Raw genomic sequence first — 17,279 nt, forward strand, 5'->3', positions numbered from 1 at the left:
AACTTAAACCTTTCTGAACACATGTCCATTGCTACTTTTATCTTATTTTTTTATTGTAGCAACTTATCCTTTACGCACAAATAAAAACTTTAGAGCAATATTAATTACCTCTTCAGCAACCTGTCACGTGCTGCGTTTAATTTTTGTGCAAAATATTCCGAGCCTCCTTTATCTGGGTGAACTAATTTCATTAAATTTTGATATGCTTTATTGATTTCATTTTGGTTCGCTCCAGAATCTATTCCTAGCACTTTAAATGCTCCATCTCTGAACATGTTACTACTACCAGACTAGTATGATTTTGTCTTGTAAATTTATTCAACAACCCTATTCTAACTATATAATGAAAAATTATCTACAAAGTGTTTATGAAGATGGTATGAAAATCCAACTATCTAAAGTCAACAAATATTTATTAGTTTTACTGATTACTGTCTCAGCATTTCTCATATCTGGGCAAGTATCCAGTTCAAGCAATATCGAGAATGATTTTCAAGATTTACAAGAAAAATTACCATTATTGAAAGATCAGGATTTGTTATTTTTAGATCCAGCTTCAGCTTTAAATTATGGTGATAGGGCAGGTAAAAAAGTGTTAATGGTTATAGTTCACCATACTGAAACATCAACACTAAAAGGTACAAAAGATACGCTGAATGCTAGAGGATTGTCAGTTCATTTTATTGTCGATAGGGATGGCAGCATCACCTTAATGGTTCCATTAGAGAAAGAAGCATGGCATGCTGGTATTAGTTATGCAAGAGTTAAGGTAGATAGTAAGCTTGAAGAGTTACGGAAGCTTAACAACTATTCTGTAGGTATTGAAATTGTAAACACAGGACTTGAGCCTTTTCCGGAAGAGCAAATGAGATCTGTTAAAGAGCTGATTTTATACCTTATGGAGCGTTTTAAAATTAAAAGGGATATGATATTTAGTCATTCTGAAATAGGAACTATAGTGTATGATCCAGAGCTTGGCTATACAATGCGTAAACCAGATCCACACAAATTGTTTGATTGGGAGTTATTAGAGAAAAATGAAATTGGATTGCACATAAGTGACAGAATAAACCCTAAAGATGCTAAACACAAAATGGGCAAAACATTGTATAAAGCAGGTGATAGAAATGAAGGTATTTTGAAATTAAAACAAAGGCTGAACAGATTTTTCTATAAGATAGAACCTTGGAATGATAAGAAAGGTAATGTAATTTTTCCTGATAATAATGCTGATTACTCAGATGAGTTTGATGAGAATTTTGTATGGGTTATTTATCAGTTTTCAATACATAATTTACCAAGAGAAATTAGAAAAGATCTACCTCTTAAACTAGAACAAGCAGATATATTTCCTGAATTCTTTAGTGAATATAGTCATGGCATTTCTTCTAGTTATCTAACCTTTAGTGAAAAAATTAAATCGACTCTACAACCATGTTTAAGCAAAGTAGATTATGAGAATTTATTATCTTCTCTTGCACAATATGAGAATAACATTTCTCCTGATGCATCTACCACTTTAATGTACAAAATTAAGTTATACTATGATTCTTATTTAAGATATCGCATATGGTCTTCACTCTATAAACCATTTAAGCTTAATGTATTGGAAGAGTTAGAGATTTTAAAGAGTGGAGTGTTATCTTTAAAATCACTAGATAGCTCTAAAGCTGCAGAAGTTTCCAGTTTAATTGATAGCTTTAAAGTAGATATTTCTTTAGAATTTCAGGGTTTTGAAAAACAGTGGTTTCAGGAGTTTAAGAATGCTTGGAGACAAGAATTTATACCTTCCCTGGAAGAACAGATAACATGGACTGCACTACATGAAGCAATATTGGAGTATTTAGAAAAAGCAAAGGAAGAAATTCGTTAAACGAAAACTTTTTTTAAGATCACTTTTTTAACAATTTATCACGTGCCGCATTTAGCTTTTGCGCAAAATATTCCGAGCCTCCCTTATCTGGGTGAACTAATTTCATTAAATTTTGATATGCTTTATTGATTTCATTTTGACTTGCCTCAGGATTCAGCCCCAGTATCTTTAATGCTTCATCCTTGGACATGTTATCACCAGTGTAATTTTCAGTACAACTTCTACTGCTATTAAATTCGTTCAAAAACTTACTCAATATAGAGTTCATCATGAAACTCATATTATTTTTTTTTGTCAGGAAAAGAAAAAATACAACAACGCTAGGCAAGACAAATGTAATTACTATGAATACTAAAAAAAGAAAAAAGATGAATGACATGTATATTTTTTTATCATTTTATGATTAAATAGTAACAATTATAATTGTCATGGTAAATAACATGTTCATCCAGATTGAAGAAACACCAAACCCAAATACGCTAAAATTCCTTCCTGGATTTGAAATTTTAAACGAAGGAGAAACGGCTGATTTTTCAAATGCAAATGAGATAAAAAATTCTAAACTAGCAGCAAATCTTTTTCAAATAGAACATGTGGTAAGAGTGTTTTTTGGTCATGATTTTATTTCAGTAACAAAATTGGGTGGAATTAATTGGGATACATTAAAAGTAGAAATTTTAACTACAATCATGGATCACTTTACTTCAGGTGGAAAAGCACTAGATAAAGAAGGAGTAAATGATAATAATATACCGGATGAAGAATTTTTCGATGAGAATGATATAGAAATTGTAAATAGAATAAAAGAATTGATGGAAAGTTATATCAAACCTGCAGTTGCTCAAGATGGTGGCGATATCAAATTTCGTGGCTATAAAGATGGAATAGTTTATGTTGAGTTGCAAGGAGCTTGCTCTGGATGCCCAAGTGCTGCAATTACTTTAAAGCAAGGAGTGCAAAATATGCTGAGCTACCACATACCAGAGATTGCAGGTATAGAGACCACACTATGACTAATCAAACGGTTAGAGGAACAAAAGATCTCCTGTTTGATGAATGGTACAAGTTTAAATACATAGAGCAAACAGCAAACAGAATCTCAAGTTTATACGGCTTTTTGCCCGCCCAAACTCCAATATTTGAATACACGGAGGTTTTTACAAAAACCTTAGGTGATAGCTCAGATATCATCACTAAAGAGATGTATAGCTTCAATGATAAAGGGGGAAAGAGCATAACTTTACGTCCTGAGTTCACTGCAGCGATTGTCAGGCTACTCATTGAAAAAAAACTGCAAACACCGATAAAATTATTCTCAACAGGACCTGCATTTCGCTATGAAAGACCGCAAAAGGGAAGACAAAGGCAATTTCATCAGATAAATTTTGAGGTTTTTGGCATAGAAGATCCAAAAGCTGATATTGAATTGATATCACTCGCTCAGCACTTACTAACTGAATTTGGCATCAATAAAAATGTAAAGCTGGAAATCAACTCTTTAGGTGATGGTGAAACAATAACTAAATATAGAGAAGCTTTGATCTTATACTTTACAAAGTATCAAAATGATCTATCAGAAGATAGCAAAAATAGGTTGATCAAAAACCCACTCAGAATACTGGATTCCAAGGACGAGAAAGATAAATCAATAATTTCTGATGCGCCCAAAATCAGCAATTATTATACGAAAGAGTCCTCAGATTTCTTTGAACAAATACTAAATGGATTAACAATTCTTGATATACCTTATACCGTAAACAATAAACTAGTTCGAGGTTTGGATTATTATTGCCACACAGTGTTTGAGTTTGTTACAGAGGATTTAGGTGTACAAGGGGCAGTTTTTGCCGGTGGAAGATACGATAATTTAGTATCTTCAGTAGGTGGAAAACACACTCCAGCAATAGGATTTGCAGGGGGTATTGAGCGCATAATGGAGTTAATCAATTATTCTCCGAAAGAAGAGCGACCTATTTACCTAATTCCAATCGGTAGAGAGGCTGAAAAACATGCTTTAACACTTGCAAATGAATTGCGCAGAAATGGTTTATATGTAATCTATGAATATAGCGGAACGCTCAGAACCCGAATGAAAAAAGCAAATCAAGCAAATGCTAAAGCTGCTTTAATCTTTGGCGATGAAGAATTGAGTAGTAAAACTTTAAAGATTAAAAACATGGATACAGGTGAAGAAAAAATAATTGCTCGCGATAACACAATAGAAAATATCTATTAGGAGCAATGCAAATGTTTTTCTCAGTCAGCTATAGAAGAAAATTCGTCTGCACAAGAATTTCTCATAGTATTCAATGTATCATAATCTGTAAAATCTAATTTTACCGGTGTAATAGTAATAAATCCTTCTTTTATTTTATTTATACTACCACTGCCTGAGTGCTCTCGAGACCAATTTAAGCTAAAAGAGCCATTCGAATTTTCAGTAAAAGTTAAATCCCCATCAATGTTATATTCACCTTGTTCAGCAAATTCTACTCCTTTTACTTTTTCCGTAGCAGGAAAATTTACACTCATCACTATGTTTTTAGGCCAACCAACCTTAACTAGCTTGGCAATAACCTTTGGTGCAAAAACCTTTGTATTGTGCCAGTCTATTTTATCATGATAAACTTGGCTTAGCGCAATAGAAGGTATAGACCTTGCAGCACCTTCCATTACAGCACCAATTGTTCCTGAATAACAAATATCGTCCCCGACATTTGATCCAATATTTACTCCGGACAATATTAAGTCTGGTTTTTTATTCATAACTTTATTTAGCGCAATAATGACACAATCTGCAGGAGTACCAGACACACTAAATTCCCTTTCACTATGTTGTTTTATTCCAATAGATTGTTTCACTGGATAATCAAGAGATCTTGCAGCTCCGCTTCTATCAGTATCTGGTGCCACTATCCATATTTCTGACGCAAAATTCCGTGCAACCTCTTTGAGTAATTTTATTCCTTCACTTCCAAAACCATCATCGTTTGTTATTAATATTATCATATACAATGTTCAGCTATACAGCTCCAAATTATGTAAACCACTGGCTGTAAATAAACTCATGAGGCTTTAAGTTTCTTTGCATAACTACGAACTGTAACAAAGAACCTGCTGTAAATCAATAGATTTCTTGCACAGGCCATAACTGTCATTACAATAGAAACGAAAAAACTTACTTGACAAATTCCGCCAGCGCCCTTATCATGAAACTGAAGCTATTGTATTTGCTTTCGCCAATCTGCAGATTAAAAGGTAAGGATTACTTAATGTATCGGCGTCTTATGTTCAATTTTTTGCAGTATATAGATACTGTATGTCTTTACAAAACTTCATCTACATCTAGATTTTTATCTAAATAAGCTGAACGCGCTTATAAAGCGTTACAAGACATCAAAAAATGCCAATACTCGACAGAGATAGTAAAAGACTAGCTAACTCGGGGATTCTTTGTCTTTTTTTCTGCTTAGTAAATTTCTTAAACATTTGCAGCGTAAGTTAGTTGCAATTAAAAGCAGCTTAATCTTGCTTGTCAAGCGTTTAAAACATAAAAAACGCCAATATTTTAAAGCGGATAATAACCCCAGGGTTTCTTTTGCCTTTTTTTTCATTTGGTAAATTTCTTAATATTTATAGCTAAACAACAACCGTCATCCCGCTACGTGTTAGCGGCTAAGAGATACCGCGGCGGTATGACGGTTTGCGGCGGCATGACCTCGTCATTCCCCTACGTGTTAGCGGGATCTAGAGATACCGTGACGGTATGACGGTTCGCGCGGTGGCATGACCTCGTCATCCCGCTACGTGTTAGCGCTTACTATTACCCACAAGTATAAAATTCATGAGCAAGTTTCCATCCTTCTGCTAAATCAAAGAGACGTTTCCATCCCTTCCACAAAGCTATAGGGCCTGGTTCTAAGTCATTTTTGCGAGCTAAAAACCCTCCTAACTTGGCCACCCACCTCACAATTTCTCTTATAGGTGGTGGTGTCTCAGGATAGTTTTTTGTCTTAAGCATTTTGGTATATAAAACCTTCCATTCGTCGTCAGTCAGTATGAAAGTGCAAGAAAGATTTGGATTTGTTCTAGCTACTAGTGTGATAAAAAATATTCTCCATGCAATTATACTCATTATTGTAAGAAAGCGGATTAATCTATCTGCTGCTTGGAGCCTACATTCTTCAACTTTAAGACCAGATTTCAAAATTTTATGAAAAACCTCTATTCTCCATCTTAAGCAATACCATTGTATTTTTTCTACTGCTTCTTCAAAATTATTAATATTTATATTTGTCAACAAAATCCAGTTCACAGGCTCTTCGCCAAATGGGGGGTATTTTTCTATAGCATAGACAGCATTTAAACTTAAATTAGGAAGTTTTTGGGTTTTACGTCTAGCGTTATTTTTTGATGCATTCATCACAAAGTTGCTAAACTTTACTTCTAAAACTGTTGTTCTTTGAGGTTTATCATTGCGAGCAGGAATATTCACTTGTATTTCTCCTTGACAAGACATGCGATTCATCAGATCCCACAACCTTTCACCACCTTTTTCAGAATAAGTCGACTTCTTATTTATTGTTCTGTTTTGATTTCCTCTTACTACAAAAAGAGATTGATTAGTGGAAGCAACTTCAAATAAATCATACATATCTGCTTCTCTGTCACAGACGGTAACTACCTTGATATCCTTTAATCCAGGATGATTAGTAGAATATTTAAGTGATTCTATCCACCGTATGCTTTCTTTCTCTTCTATGGGAACAGCAGTATTATGGCTTCTTCTTTTCAACTCTTTTAGGTCTTCAGCTAAGGAGGGTCTAGTACTAATTTTTTGATCCAATAATCCTATAGGCAGTCCTTCTGTTGTAACTGCAAACGTTGTATGCATCACTAATCCATGTGTTTTAAAATTAGTTGTTTTAGATGTTAATCTTGCTGCTATAATCCCTAATCCTTCGGTCTTTTTATGATTTTTATATGAGATATAACTCGTGTCTTGGATAGCTAAGATAGTTGAGTATTCTTTAGCTCTTTCAACAGTTTTAATTATATGACTTTCTAATATCTTTCTCTCAGAAATGGCATCGTTTTGGAAAAATCTATAAGCTGCTTTACTTTGATGCCAATCTTCACAAGCTTGATTTATTGAACGCTCAGGCGATTCAGCAAAACTATTAACTATTTTTAGAAGCCTTTTACTTAATCTTATATCACCAAAATTAACAATTCCAAATTCACTTTCTGCCCATTCGCCAGTTGAAGTATTTATAGTTCTTTTCATCATATATTCCATTTTTAGACCATAGATCCATTTATAATAGAAAGTTGAATTAGTAAAATATCAGCTTTTTTACTATTTATATACTTATGGGTAATAGTAAGGTGTTAGCGGGATCTATGCTTTGAGATACCGCGAATGAATCGCGGTATGACGGTGTAGATGATGGTTAAGTAATTCGTCATCCCGCTACGTGTTAGCGGGATCTAGAGATACCGTGACGGTATGACGGTTCGCGCGGTGGCATGACCTCGTCATCCCGCTACGTGTTAGCGGGATCTATGCTTTGAGATACCGCGAATGAATCGCGGTATGACGGTTCGCGGTGGCATGACGTAGGACTGCTGTCATTCCAGTCTGGAATCCAAAAAAAAGGATGACACCTCTGGGCGCTGGGATGACAGGAGAAGGAGGCTACTTTCATGACACCATTCTTTTTTCTGGATCCAAGTAGTCAAGCTACTCGGATGACACCCCACTGGTGGCCCACACTACAATGTTCGTACAGTTATGAAATGAATCGCGGTATGACATGTTGCTTGGGTCAGCTATAGTATTTCTTAAAATTAATAATAAATTTCTTGGCTAGCAAGAAGCTGTAAATTTTTTTGCGAGACCTAAGCCGCTTTTGATATAGCTAAAGGTTTACTGATGATTTGTCTCATTCCACTACCTGCTGACTTACTTTCTGCTTAGCATATCCATCAAATCAGATTCTTTGAGTTTACTATGGTCAACTTTACTGAACTTATTTACCATAGAGCTCATTTGATTATACTGCTTAATTAGAAGATTAATGTCAGTTACAGTTGTTCCGGACCCCTTAGAAATTCTAAGTCTTCTTTTGCCATTTAAAATATCTGGATTTTGCCTTTCTTTTTCAGTCATTGAGTTTATGATGGCTATATATTTTTTCACTTTATTGTCATCCGGCACACTGCTACTTAGCTTTTTTGTAAATGAACTAGGAATGAATTTCATTATGTTGCTAATGCCATCCATTTTACTCAGAGTTTTTAACATTCCCACTAGGTCGTTTAGGTCGAATTTACCTTTTTTCACTTTCTTTTGTAACTTATCAATTTCTTCCTGACCAACAATCTCAGCAGCTTTTTCAACCAATGAGACAACATCACCCATGCTAAGTATTCTTTTTGCAATTCTATCTGGATAAAAATCATCGAGGTCACTTAATTTTTCACCACAAGCAATAAATTTAATTGGACAATCGGCGATCATTTTCATAGAAAGAGCAGCACCACCACGTGCATCACCATCAACACGGGTAAGAATAATGCCGGTTACACCTATTACCTCATTGAATGATTTGGCAATGTTGACCGCATCCTGGCCTATCATTGCGTCGGCTACTAAAATAACTTCTGCAGGTGAAGCTATTTCCTTTACGGCTTTCAACTCATTCATCATATTATTGTCAATATGAAGCCTGCCTGCAGTGTCTAGTATTAATACATCATAATTATCGTTCTTTGCTGCTGCCAGTGCCCTTTTTGTAATTGTAATGGGCTTCTCATCTATTACTACAGGTAAAGTTTGCACATCTATTTGTTTACCTAGCACTTCAAGTTGTTTCTGGGCAGCAGGCCTATAAATGTCTAAAGAGGCAAGCATCACTTTTTTCTTTTGCTTTTTTAGTTTTAAAGCAAGCTTTCCTGAGGTAGTTGTTTTACCTGCACCTTGTAAGCCCACCATCATAATCACAGCAGGGGGTTTAACTGCTAGATTTAAGTCACTTTTCTCTGATCCGAGAACTGCAACTAAATTATCCTGTACAATTTTAATTATCATTTGTGCTGGAGAAACACTTTTTATGACTTTTTCCCCAATCACTTTATCTTTAATGTCGTTGATGAATTTTTTTGCAACTTCAAGTGAAACGTCAGCTTCAATTAAGGCTATGCGTATTTCACGCATGGCAAGATTAAAATCATCTTCAGAAATGATTGACTTTCCTCTCAGTTTACTAAATACAGAATTTAAACTTTCAGTTAACGATTTAAACATAATAGCATTAGTAGAATACTCATTAAAAAGAGAGAAGAAGCTGAAACAAAACTCACTGAGTTATAACCCAGCACTTCTTTAAGTTTAGTAATATTATTAAAGTATAAACCAGTAAGTGGATTAGTCAAGTTTTGCACTACGCTGGCAAACATTTCTCTAGTTTTAGAGACTAACTGATTGAACAACAAGACAATATAGGATATGAAAGTTCTAAAAATCCAATCAACATCCATTTTAAAATTTACTCTCGGGTAAAATAACTTGCGTAAAGGAATAAACAATAAAGTGGTACATAGTAACAAATTAAATTGCGACAAAATATTTTTTGTGTTGTACACAAAATCGAAAATCGAAGGTTTATTGTAAATAGGTAAGTAAGGATTGCCAGCGATTACGCATATAAATGCTAAAATAATCATAGTCATTTTGCCTCCTCTCTCTGCTAAAGGTTTTGACTTACTTTTTGCAATAAATAAGTAATAAAGAAACTTTAGCCCCACGCTTAAATGAAGCAGCAAATTTAGAAGCTTATATAAATTTTTATACCCTTTTAAGGCAACAGTGTTCATTTCAATTTCAGCTGTGATATATGATTTACTGATAAATCCAACGGTTCCAGGAAATGCAGCCATTGTAAGTATTGCGATTATAGCACACATGCCTTCCACTGACATCAGTTTACCCACTCCATTAAAACTAATTGTTTTTGTTTGTGAAATAATCGAATTACTGACCACAAACAATAATGATTGATAAACAAGAGAGAAGATTATATGCAGTATCAAAATTGGTATTGCTTTTTCCGAAGGACTGAGCAAACTTCCTGCAATAATCAGCAAGCCCATTTGTCCTACAACGTTATAGCATAAAAATCTGCGAATATTTTGCTCAAGAGAAGCAAATATAATGCTGTAAATTGCAGTGATGGCGCCTACAAGCGCTAATATTTCAGTACAATCTTGCCATAGGTTATAAGTGTGTAAAAGCATCACTAAAAAAGAGACTTTAGTGGTAAATAAAGAGAGATATGTGGTGCCATGTAGCGATGCAGCAGGATATGCATCAACAACCCAAAATGAAAAAGGAAAACAAGCGCAGTTTATCAATAAACCCAAAATTATCAGGTTAGTGCTTTGAAGTGCCAATCCTGCTATTAATATAACTCCAACGAAAAAGTGTACACAAGCGTACCTTATTGCAGGTCCACTATCTCTACAGCTAGCTGCGATAATAAAAAATGCACTGATGGTCATTAATTCACAGAATATTATAACCAATATCATATGTTCAGATAAAACTGCATAAAGTGAACTAATAGTGTAAGCAGCAAAAGATAGCATCTCTGAAAAAGTCAAATTTTGTGCTGGTAGAACAGCTAAAAATGCAACTGATAAAAAAGATATTAGTATGGTACGAAAAGATAAATCAAAATCTAGAATTGGGAGAGACCAATTTACTGCAATGCTCAAATTTTCAGGTAATTTTAGGACTATAACTATTAATACAGTCAGTAGAAGTAACAGTGACGATTTATAAAGTTGCACAATAATTAAAACCAATATGGTTTATGCTATCTCAATATATGAATAAAATCAATTTGCATATTAACCACTAATTAAACTAATTATCATATAATTATATCAGAGTTTAGAGGGTTATAGAGAAACCGGTCAGATTAGGTTTTTAATCTAATCTGACCGATAGCTTTAATAGTGAGGTAAGCTTTAATATAGCACTCCTAATTCATAACGCTACACTCGTGCATAATTTATTTTTAATTTGTGCACGAGCGTTAGTAAATTATTTACTTTTTGAAATAAAATTTGGCATCACTTTAATATTGAGACTTAGTAAACCTCAGTAGGTCTGCCAGTTGGGCCCATAAGAATTATTTGCTCGCCTTCTCTTAAGTGTCTGCATAAATTAGTGGAGCCGCCGATTTCCAGCACAATAGTGGAAATAATTCCTTTTTTTTTGTCTACTTCAGTGCCAGTCACAGCTATACCTTCCATAGCAAGGTTAGTTTTTCTGCTATTGGTTTCAAAATTTTGCAACCTAAAAAATTGTCCAGGTTTAAAATTCTTTGCCGCAAGAGGTGCTTTAATCACTATTTCTATCACTTTATCTGTTAAATATTGAACTTTTATGACTTTTGCAGTGAATTGCTCTTTGATTCTATTAAATAATTCTTTATTAGCCAAGTCTTCAACACTTGACCACGCATTTTTTTTCTGGCCCACAACATCACACACTGGAATGACAGAAACGAAGCTATTAACTCCACTCAAAAGCTGAGAAATAATAGGGTAGCCGTTCTTAGCACTTGCCATAGCTTTCACGACGCTGCCGCTATACGAAGGATGAAGGTCACCAAAAAAGCTAATTGTTTTATTGCCTTGCTTGTATACTAATATTCTGTCTTTATTTTGCATTTTAGGAGAAAATATTGGGTCTATTTCTTTTCCCAATGAATTCAATTGAGTAAAATACCCATTACTTAATTTAAAATGCTTTTCATCTTCTGTTGCAATAACCGTATTTGGCTCAGTACCTGCTGCTATAAAAATAGAACGTGCTTTTATACGTTTGATTTCGCCGGATTTTGTGTCTATCAGTTTTATTGATTCAGCATGGTTATATTTATCCGTCACAACTTCAACTGGCTCTAAGTTTTCAATAAAGTAAATTCCTTCTGACAGTGCATTTTGCACCTCTTCGCTATTTAATCGATAACTCGGTGAATCTTTTAGCTCTTTTCTATATATAACTTTCACTCCCCCGAGGCTCTGCATCAACTCTAATATTTTTATTTCTCTATTCTCTTTTTTTGCTAACTCTTGCTCTGCTTGGATCAACTTTGCGTGCGATATGAGCTCATTTGCAATTTTGTGTTCTTCTTCTGTCCAATCTTTTTCAACACAGTCCTTTCCATACTTATCAACTAATATCTCATAACGAAGAAGAAATTTTTCTACTTGAATTGGATAATACGCTAAAGCTTCAGTGGCAGTGTCAATCGCAGTAAGCCCCGCACCTATGACAACTATCGGCATACGAACTTGCAGATTTGCTATAGAATCAAATTTAAGAGCACCAGTCAGTTGTAACGACATAAGAAAGTCAGATGCCATACGTACTCCACGAGCTAGTATATTCTTTATTTTGATCATTCGTGGCTTGCCAGAGCCAAGTGCTAGGGCGATGTGATCAAAACCCGAGTTGAACGCGTCATCAACATTAATCGTGCCACCAAAACGAATGCCTCCATAAAGTGCAAAATGCTCACGTCTTTCCAGCAGTAATCTAATAATCTTTAAGTAATTCTTATCCCACCGAGAAGTAATACCATATTCTGCCACCCCACCAAACCCTCCTGCCGTGCGTTCACTCAATTTTTCGTGTTTGAAATCTTTAATTAGCTGGAAATTATCGATCAAAGGTTCAATCTTTAGTCCATCAATGGTGATAACGTTATGCCCATCATTCAACAAATGATGAGCTAAATTAAAACCAGCAGGACCAAGGCCTACAACTAGAACGTTTTTTCCAGTGTTTCCTCTTGGCAATGAACGCTGAAAATTTAAAGGATTCCAACGGCTGAGCAGAGAATATATTTCAAATCCGTACGGTAAACTGAGCACATCATCCAGAATCCTTGTTTCAATTGCTGGCACATTTACGGGTTCTTGTTTTTGATATATGCACGAATTCATGCAGTCATTGCATATTCTGTGTCCAGTAGCCGCGCATAATGGGTTATCTATCATCACAATTGCAAGACTTGCTATGCTGTACCCTTCGCTTTTCACCAGATTCATTTCTGATATTTTCTGCTCTAGTGGGCAGCCGTGCAGTTCAACTCTAAGTGGAGACTTTTTGAAAGTATTGTCGTTATTAATTAGCCCCTTTGAGCAGCTGTCCTTACTTTGCTTATGACAAAATATGCAGTAGTGAGCATTATCTAGTGCTTTATTCAAACTCACCTTTTTGCTTGTTAGATCAAAACCGTATCGTCTTTTTACTTCATTTGAATACAGCACTTCAACTTTGTCCACTTCTTTTTTAGAAAATGGTATGAGGTTTTCGTGGTCGATTTTTTTATGAATACTGAATAATATACTCTGTTTATTTTTTACTCTCCACACTGCATATTGTGCTGCAAGTTCTATTTCTTCTTTGTGATTTTCTTTATCTTCAAACCAATGCATCACCTGCTCAGCAAAATTTTTTTCTGTTGTTGGCAAAGTGAGAAAATGACTTAGTTTGTTAGTAATATCTATATTCGCCACATTAGTGTATTTCTTCAATGCATAGCGTTGGACAAATAATCTTTTGCACTTATATATTACAGCAAAGTCGTTGTGCTTTTTCTTTAGCTCCTCTATTTCTTTTTCAACATTGAAAAGTTTTGCAATAAATTCATCAAGTAAATATGAGAGGTCTACTATTAACTGACTATCTGTCATCCAAGTAGCTGACCGTCCTTCTTGTTTTCTAGATCCCAGTGTCAAGCACTGGGATGACGGGGGGTGACACTGGGATGATGGGAGGTGACACTGGGATGACATCGAAGAAGAAGCTGCTTTTTCTCTTGCTTCAATTAATGAACAAAACAAGCTCTCATCACATGATTTGATATAATTCAAAAATGTCTCATCTAATTTTATTAATCCATTGCGAGTATATAGATTAGAAAATGAGATGTTGAAATTCAGCTTCATTGCTATACTATACAGTGTACATGCTGTTTCTTACAGATGAAGATTTTATTTACTTTGCAATACTGCTGAGATTGTTGCTTCTGCAACTTTTTCTTCGCTAACAGATGCAATACACCTAAATTTGTGTACACCTAAACACACACTTTGAATGTTAGCTTGAAGAATCAATGTGTCCCCTGGAGTAACTAGCTTTCTGAATTTTGCATTTTCAATGGATCTCAAGTAAACAACTTTATTTTCTATTGTTTCTTTACCTAGAACACATATAGCAGATGCCTGAGCTAGAGATTCAATTATCAAGACTCCTGGCATTATTGGATGACCAGGGAAGTGGCCAATAAAAAATGGCTCATTGAAAGTCACATTTTTGATTGCTTTTATACTTTTACCAGGATCACACTCTATAACTCTATCTACTAAGAGAAACGGATAAGAATGTGGTAATATTTTTATAATATCACTGATATTAAATTGCATAAGCCTACTCAATGCCTTTCAAAGCAAATTCAGGTATTTTCTTGTTTATATTGTTTAATACCACATCTGATAAATCAACTTCATCCATGGAGTATAAAACTTGGTTCTTTTTTGAAATAAATAGTACCAAATCTATGTTGTTTTTTTCTGCCGTTTTTTTAGCGACTTCTTTTATCTTGTTAAAAACACTCTCTACTGCGTCTCTATAGCTTTCTTCTAAATGTAACATTTTTTTAGCGTAATTATCTCTAGTATTTACAGTGTGCTTATTAAACTGTTCTGTCTTTTCTTTTTTTGCTTCTTCTGACAAAAGTTCAAATTCTTCTTTTGATGGCTTAAGTTTTTCTAACTCACTTTCAAATTCTTGTTGTAATCTAGAATTCTGCTCCTTTATTTGTTGTTGTATATTTTGCAGAGCAAGAGATTCATTGATGACTTTGTCACTATCGATAATTGCAGCTTTTGTGTTCTGAGGTTGATATCCTACAAACTTATACCCCACAAATAAGGAAATAATTAAGGCAATAACTGATATAAATAACTGTATATATTTCATTCAAATCCCCGCTTCAATAGAAAATTTAACATTTGGTGATGGTATTATATCATAAGATTCCTTTACTAAAGGAAACCCGAAATCCAATCTAAGTCTACCAAAAGGAGAAAGCATTGAAAAGCCAAAACCTGGTGACACTCTCACAAGCTTGCTATCGTAGTATTTCCCTTCATACTTCTTATTTTTATCATCTAAGCCAAAAAGTGTTGCATAGTCAACAAATAGTGAGCCTTTGATACCAGCATAGTCATATAGTTTTGGTAGAGGAAAATCCACTTGCTGTGTTAGATTAAAATAAGTTTTGCCTCCTAATGAGCTTTTATTTTTGTCTTCTGCTCTTGGTCCAATACCGGAAAGGTCAAACCCTCTAATCTCATTACCCCCTTTAAAAAAGTGCTGGCCAATGTTTAGATTTTCATCAGTATAAGAAAAAATATGACCTGCCGCCATCTTAAAGCGTAGCGTTATATCATCGTCAATTTTGCTTAATATAGGGTGCGTATAAAAAGATAAGAATTCAGATTTTAGGAAATTCACGTTTCCTCCCAATCCTGAAATATCCTGACTTAAGCGCAGTAAATACCCTTCTTTTGAAGCATATAGATTATCCAGTTTATTATATGCCAACGTGTATCCCACTGATGAAATCTGATGTTTACCTTTTCGGTCCAGTATTATTTCAGAGATATCGGTGTCTTGTCCACCCTTATTATCCATGTGTATATGATTATACTTATAAGAATAGCGAAGGGAATTAGTTAAGTTCTCTGTGACTTTATATGATAACTTTGTAAAAAATCCCATATCGCAACTATCAAAAGTAGTGTTTGGTTTATCTTGTTTTTCATAAAATACACCCATGCCTAGTGACGTATCAGAATCGTTAAAATTATTTTCAACAAACTCTAAATCAGTAGAAAATACGTATTGACTTTTTTCAAGAGCAAAAGAGAGCTCTTTTCCAGTACCAAATAAATTACGGTCTTTGAGGTCAATTTTAATCAATGCTCCACCAGGAAGAGACACACCTCCTCCCAAATACAACGAAGTAGTGTTTTTTTCTTTAACACTTAAGTCAAGATTTACTGCATTATCATTAACTGCATAACTATTTACTTTCACTGTTTCAAAAAAATCACTACTCATTAGTTTTTTACGTGACTTTTGAATCTCAGATATATTGTACGCATCACCTTCTGCTACACTTAGCTTACTTCTGATCACTTTATCTAAAGTGCGATCGTTACCATCAATTGTAATTTGATTTATATAAATCTTTTTACCCGGCAGCACTCTGTAGGTTACATCTACAACATTGTCACGTTGTGCATACTCTGGATTAACTTTTGCAAATATATATCCTTTCTCATTTAAATATTTGTTTATTTTTTCTACTGTATTATTAATTTTAACTCTATTAAATATCTTATCGTTTTCCTCTGTTATAAAATCCAATATTTCTTCTTTTAGGCTCAAATCCTGAATTTCAGTTTCAATATTAACCTCATTATTTCCAAATAAATACTGCTGTCCTTCGTCAATCAAAAAAGTTAACTCTGTTTGATTGTTATTATCAACCTCAACAATTGGTTGAATATTATTTTGAATATATCCTTTAGATGAATAAAAATAATCGAGCAATTCTGTGTTAATCAATAGATATTGCGGTGAATGATGATTTCCGCCTTTAAAAATAGCTCTAAATAACTTACTAAATATGTCATTACTATGTCTTTTGATAACTTGCTCTAGCTCATTTTCAGAAAAGTTTTTATTGCCTATAAATCTTATATCCTTAATTTTAGAGGTTTTGCCTTCTTTTATTTTAAAAATTAGATTGACCCTATTGCCATCAAGCTTATTCAGGTCATATTCAATTTTAACACCAATCTTACCGTTATTTCTATAAGTAGTGACTAAATTCACTAAATCGTTTTGCAATTTTGTTTCAGTTAAAATAGTTAGCGACTTTGATTGAATCACATTACTTAGCAGCTCTTTGCTGTTAAATAACTTATTGCCTTTTAACACTACCTTGTTAATCAGTGGATTTTCTTGAATTTTTATTACTAAATTTTTTTTATCATCTATGTAAGCATTAACACTAGCAAATAACTTTGTTTTATATAGATCTTTTATAATTGAGTCTATATCATCGTCGTTTATATAATCACCAGATTTTAGTTTTATATAGAACCCTATTGTCTGGTTGCTTACCCTCTCATTACCAATACATTTGACATCTTTCACCTGCACTTTTTCCGCAGTTCCTAAAGCAACAAGCAGGGCAGGAAAAGAAATAAAAACCACTACCAGTATATAAAATAGCTTTTTCATATTTTA

At 34.2% G+C, this 17,279-nt stretch carries 14 protein-coding genes; 4 read left to right on the forward strand and 10 right to left on the reverse strand.

Annotated elements, in window-relative coordinates; genetic code table 11:
• Positions 1-104: 104 nt before the first annotated feature.
• Positions 105-275 carry a J domain-containing protein gene (locus OM961_RS05095; RefSeq protein WP_010082675.1) on the reverse strand — a complete coding sequence of 57 codons (171 nt, stop codon included), beginning with the start codon at positions 273-275 and terminating at the stop codon, positions 105-107.
• Positions 276-343: 68 nt separating this feature from the next.
• Between OM961_RS05095 and OM961_RS05100 the strand changes: the two genes are divergently transcribed.
• A complete protein-coding gene (locus OM961_RS05100; protein ID WP_223823148.1) occupies positions 344-1,873 on the forward strand; it encodes an N-acetylmuramoyl-L-alanine amidase in 1,530 nt (509 codons plus the stop codon).
• A gap of 19 nt (positions 1,874-1,892) precedes the next feature.
• Here OM961_RS05100 and OM961_RS05105 read toward each other — a convergent pair whose 3' ends face one another.
• Positions 1,893-2,141, reverse strand: coding sequence for a J domain-containing protein (locus OM961_RS05105; RefSeq protein WP_264339529.1), 249 nt, complete (start codon positions 2,139-2,141; stop codon positions 1,893-1,895).
• A 172-nt stretch (positions 2,142-2,313) separates the two neighbouring features.
• Here OM961_RS05105 and OM961_RS05110 point away from each other — a divergent pair, with 172 nt between their 5' ends.
• Positions 2,314-2,886, forward strand: coding sequence for a NifU family protein (locus OM961_RS05110; RefSeq protein ID WP_264339602.1), 573 nt, complete (start codon positions 2,314-2,316; stop codon positions 2,884-2,886).
• Complete coding sequence (gene hisS / locus OM961_RS05115) at positions 2,883-4,109, forward strand: histidine--tRNA ligase (protein ID WP_264339530.1); 1,227 nt, start codon at positions 2,883-2,885, stop codon at positions 4,107-4,109. The genes OM961_RS05110 and hisS overlap by 4 nt, the downstream gene beginning before the upstream one ends.
• A 20-nt stretch (positions 4,110-4,129) precedes the next feature.
• Here the strand turns inward: hisS and surE are convergent, their stop codons facing one another.
• Positions 4,130-4,882 (reverse strand): 5'/3'-nucleotidase SurE, encoded by a 753-nt coding sequence (gene surE, locus OM961_RS05120; protein WP_264339531.1) that lies wholly within the window; start codon positions 4,880-4,882, stop codon positions 4,130-4,132.
• An 814-nt stretch (positions 4,883-5,696) separates the two neighbouring features.
• The gene (locus tag OM961_RS05125) at positions 5,697-7,163 is read right to left on the reverse strand and encodes an IS4 family transposase (RefSeq protein ID WP_264339584.1); all 1,467 of its coding nucleotides are present in this window, start codon (positions 7,161-7,163) and stop codon (positions 5,697-5,699) included.
• A gap of 416 nt (positions 7,164-7,579) precedes the next feature.
• Here OM961_RS05125 and OM961_RS05130 point away from each other — a divergent pair, with 416 nt between their 5' ends.
• Complete coding sequence (locus tag OM961_RS05130) at positions 7,580-7,711, forward strand: hypothetical protein (RefSeq protein WP_255356224.1); 132 nt, start codon at positions 7,580-7,582, stop codon at positions 7,709-7,711.
• Between the two features lie 127 nt (positions 7,712-7,838).
• On the opposite strand, the gene ffh is transcribed toward OM961_RS05130, so the two are convergent.
• The 6 genes from ffh to bamA form a co-directional block, all read right to left on the reverse strand.
• Positions 7,839-9,182: a signal recognition particle protein gene (gene ffh / locus OM961_RS05135; protein WP_151808007.1), complete on the reverse strand. Its 1,344-nt coding sequence runs from the start codon at positions 9,180-9,182 to the stop codon at positions 7,839-7,841.
• On the reverse strand, positions 9,167-10,726 hold the full coding sequence (locus tag OM961_RS05140) for a proton-conducting transporter transmembrane domain-containing protein (RefSeq protein ID WP_155969468.1): 1,560 nt from the start codon (positions 10,724-10,726) through the stop codon (positions 9,167-9,169). The genes ffh and OM961_RS05140 overlap by 16 nt, the downstream gene beginning before the upstream one ends.
• 303 nt (positions 10,727-11,029) lie before the next feature.
• Positions 11,030-13,903, reverse strand: coding sequence for an FAD-dependent oxidoreductase (locus OM961_RS05145; protein ID WP_264339532.1), 2,874 nt, complete (start codon positions 13,901-13,903; stop codon positions 11,030-11,032).
• Positions 13,904-13,948: 45 nt separating this feature from the next.
• On the reverse strand, positions 13,949-14,380 hold the full coding sequence (gene fabZ, locus OM961_RS05150) for a 3-hydroxyacyl-ACP dehydratase FabZ (RefSeq protein WP_264339533.1): 432 nt from the start codon (positions 14,378-14,380) through the stop codon (positions 13,949-13,951).
• Between the two features lie 4 nt (positions 14,381-14,384).
• Positions 14,385-14,936: an OmpH family outer membrane protein gene (locus OM961_RS05155; RefSeq protein WP_077188197.1), complete on the reverse strand. Its 552-nt coding sequence runs from the start codon at positions 14,934-14,936 to the stop codon at positions 14,385-14,387.
• Positions 14,937-17,273, reverse strand: a complete 2,337-nt coding sequence (gene bamA / locus OM961_RS05160) for an outer membrane protein assembly factor BamA (RefSeq protein WP_264339534.1) — start codon at positions 17,271-17,273, stop codon at positions 14,937-14,939.
• Positions 17,274-17,279 lie beyond the last annotated feature (6 nt).

It is taken from the genome of Wolbachia endosymbiont (group A) of Cydia splendana (assembly GCF_947179475.1).
Taxonomy (GTDB): domain Bacteria; phylum Pseudomonadota; class Alphaproteobacteria; order Rickettsiales; family Anaplasmataceae; genus Wolbachia; species Wolbachia pipientis.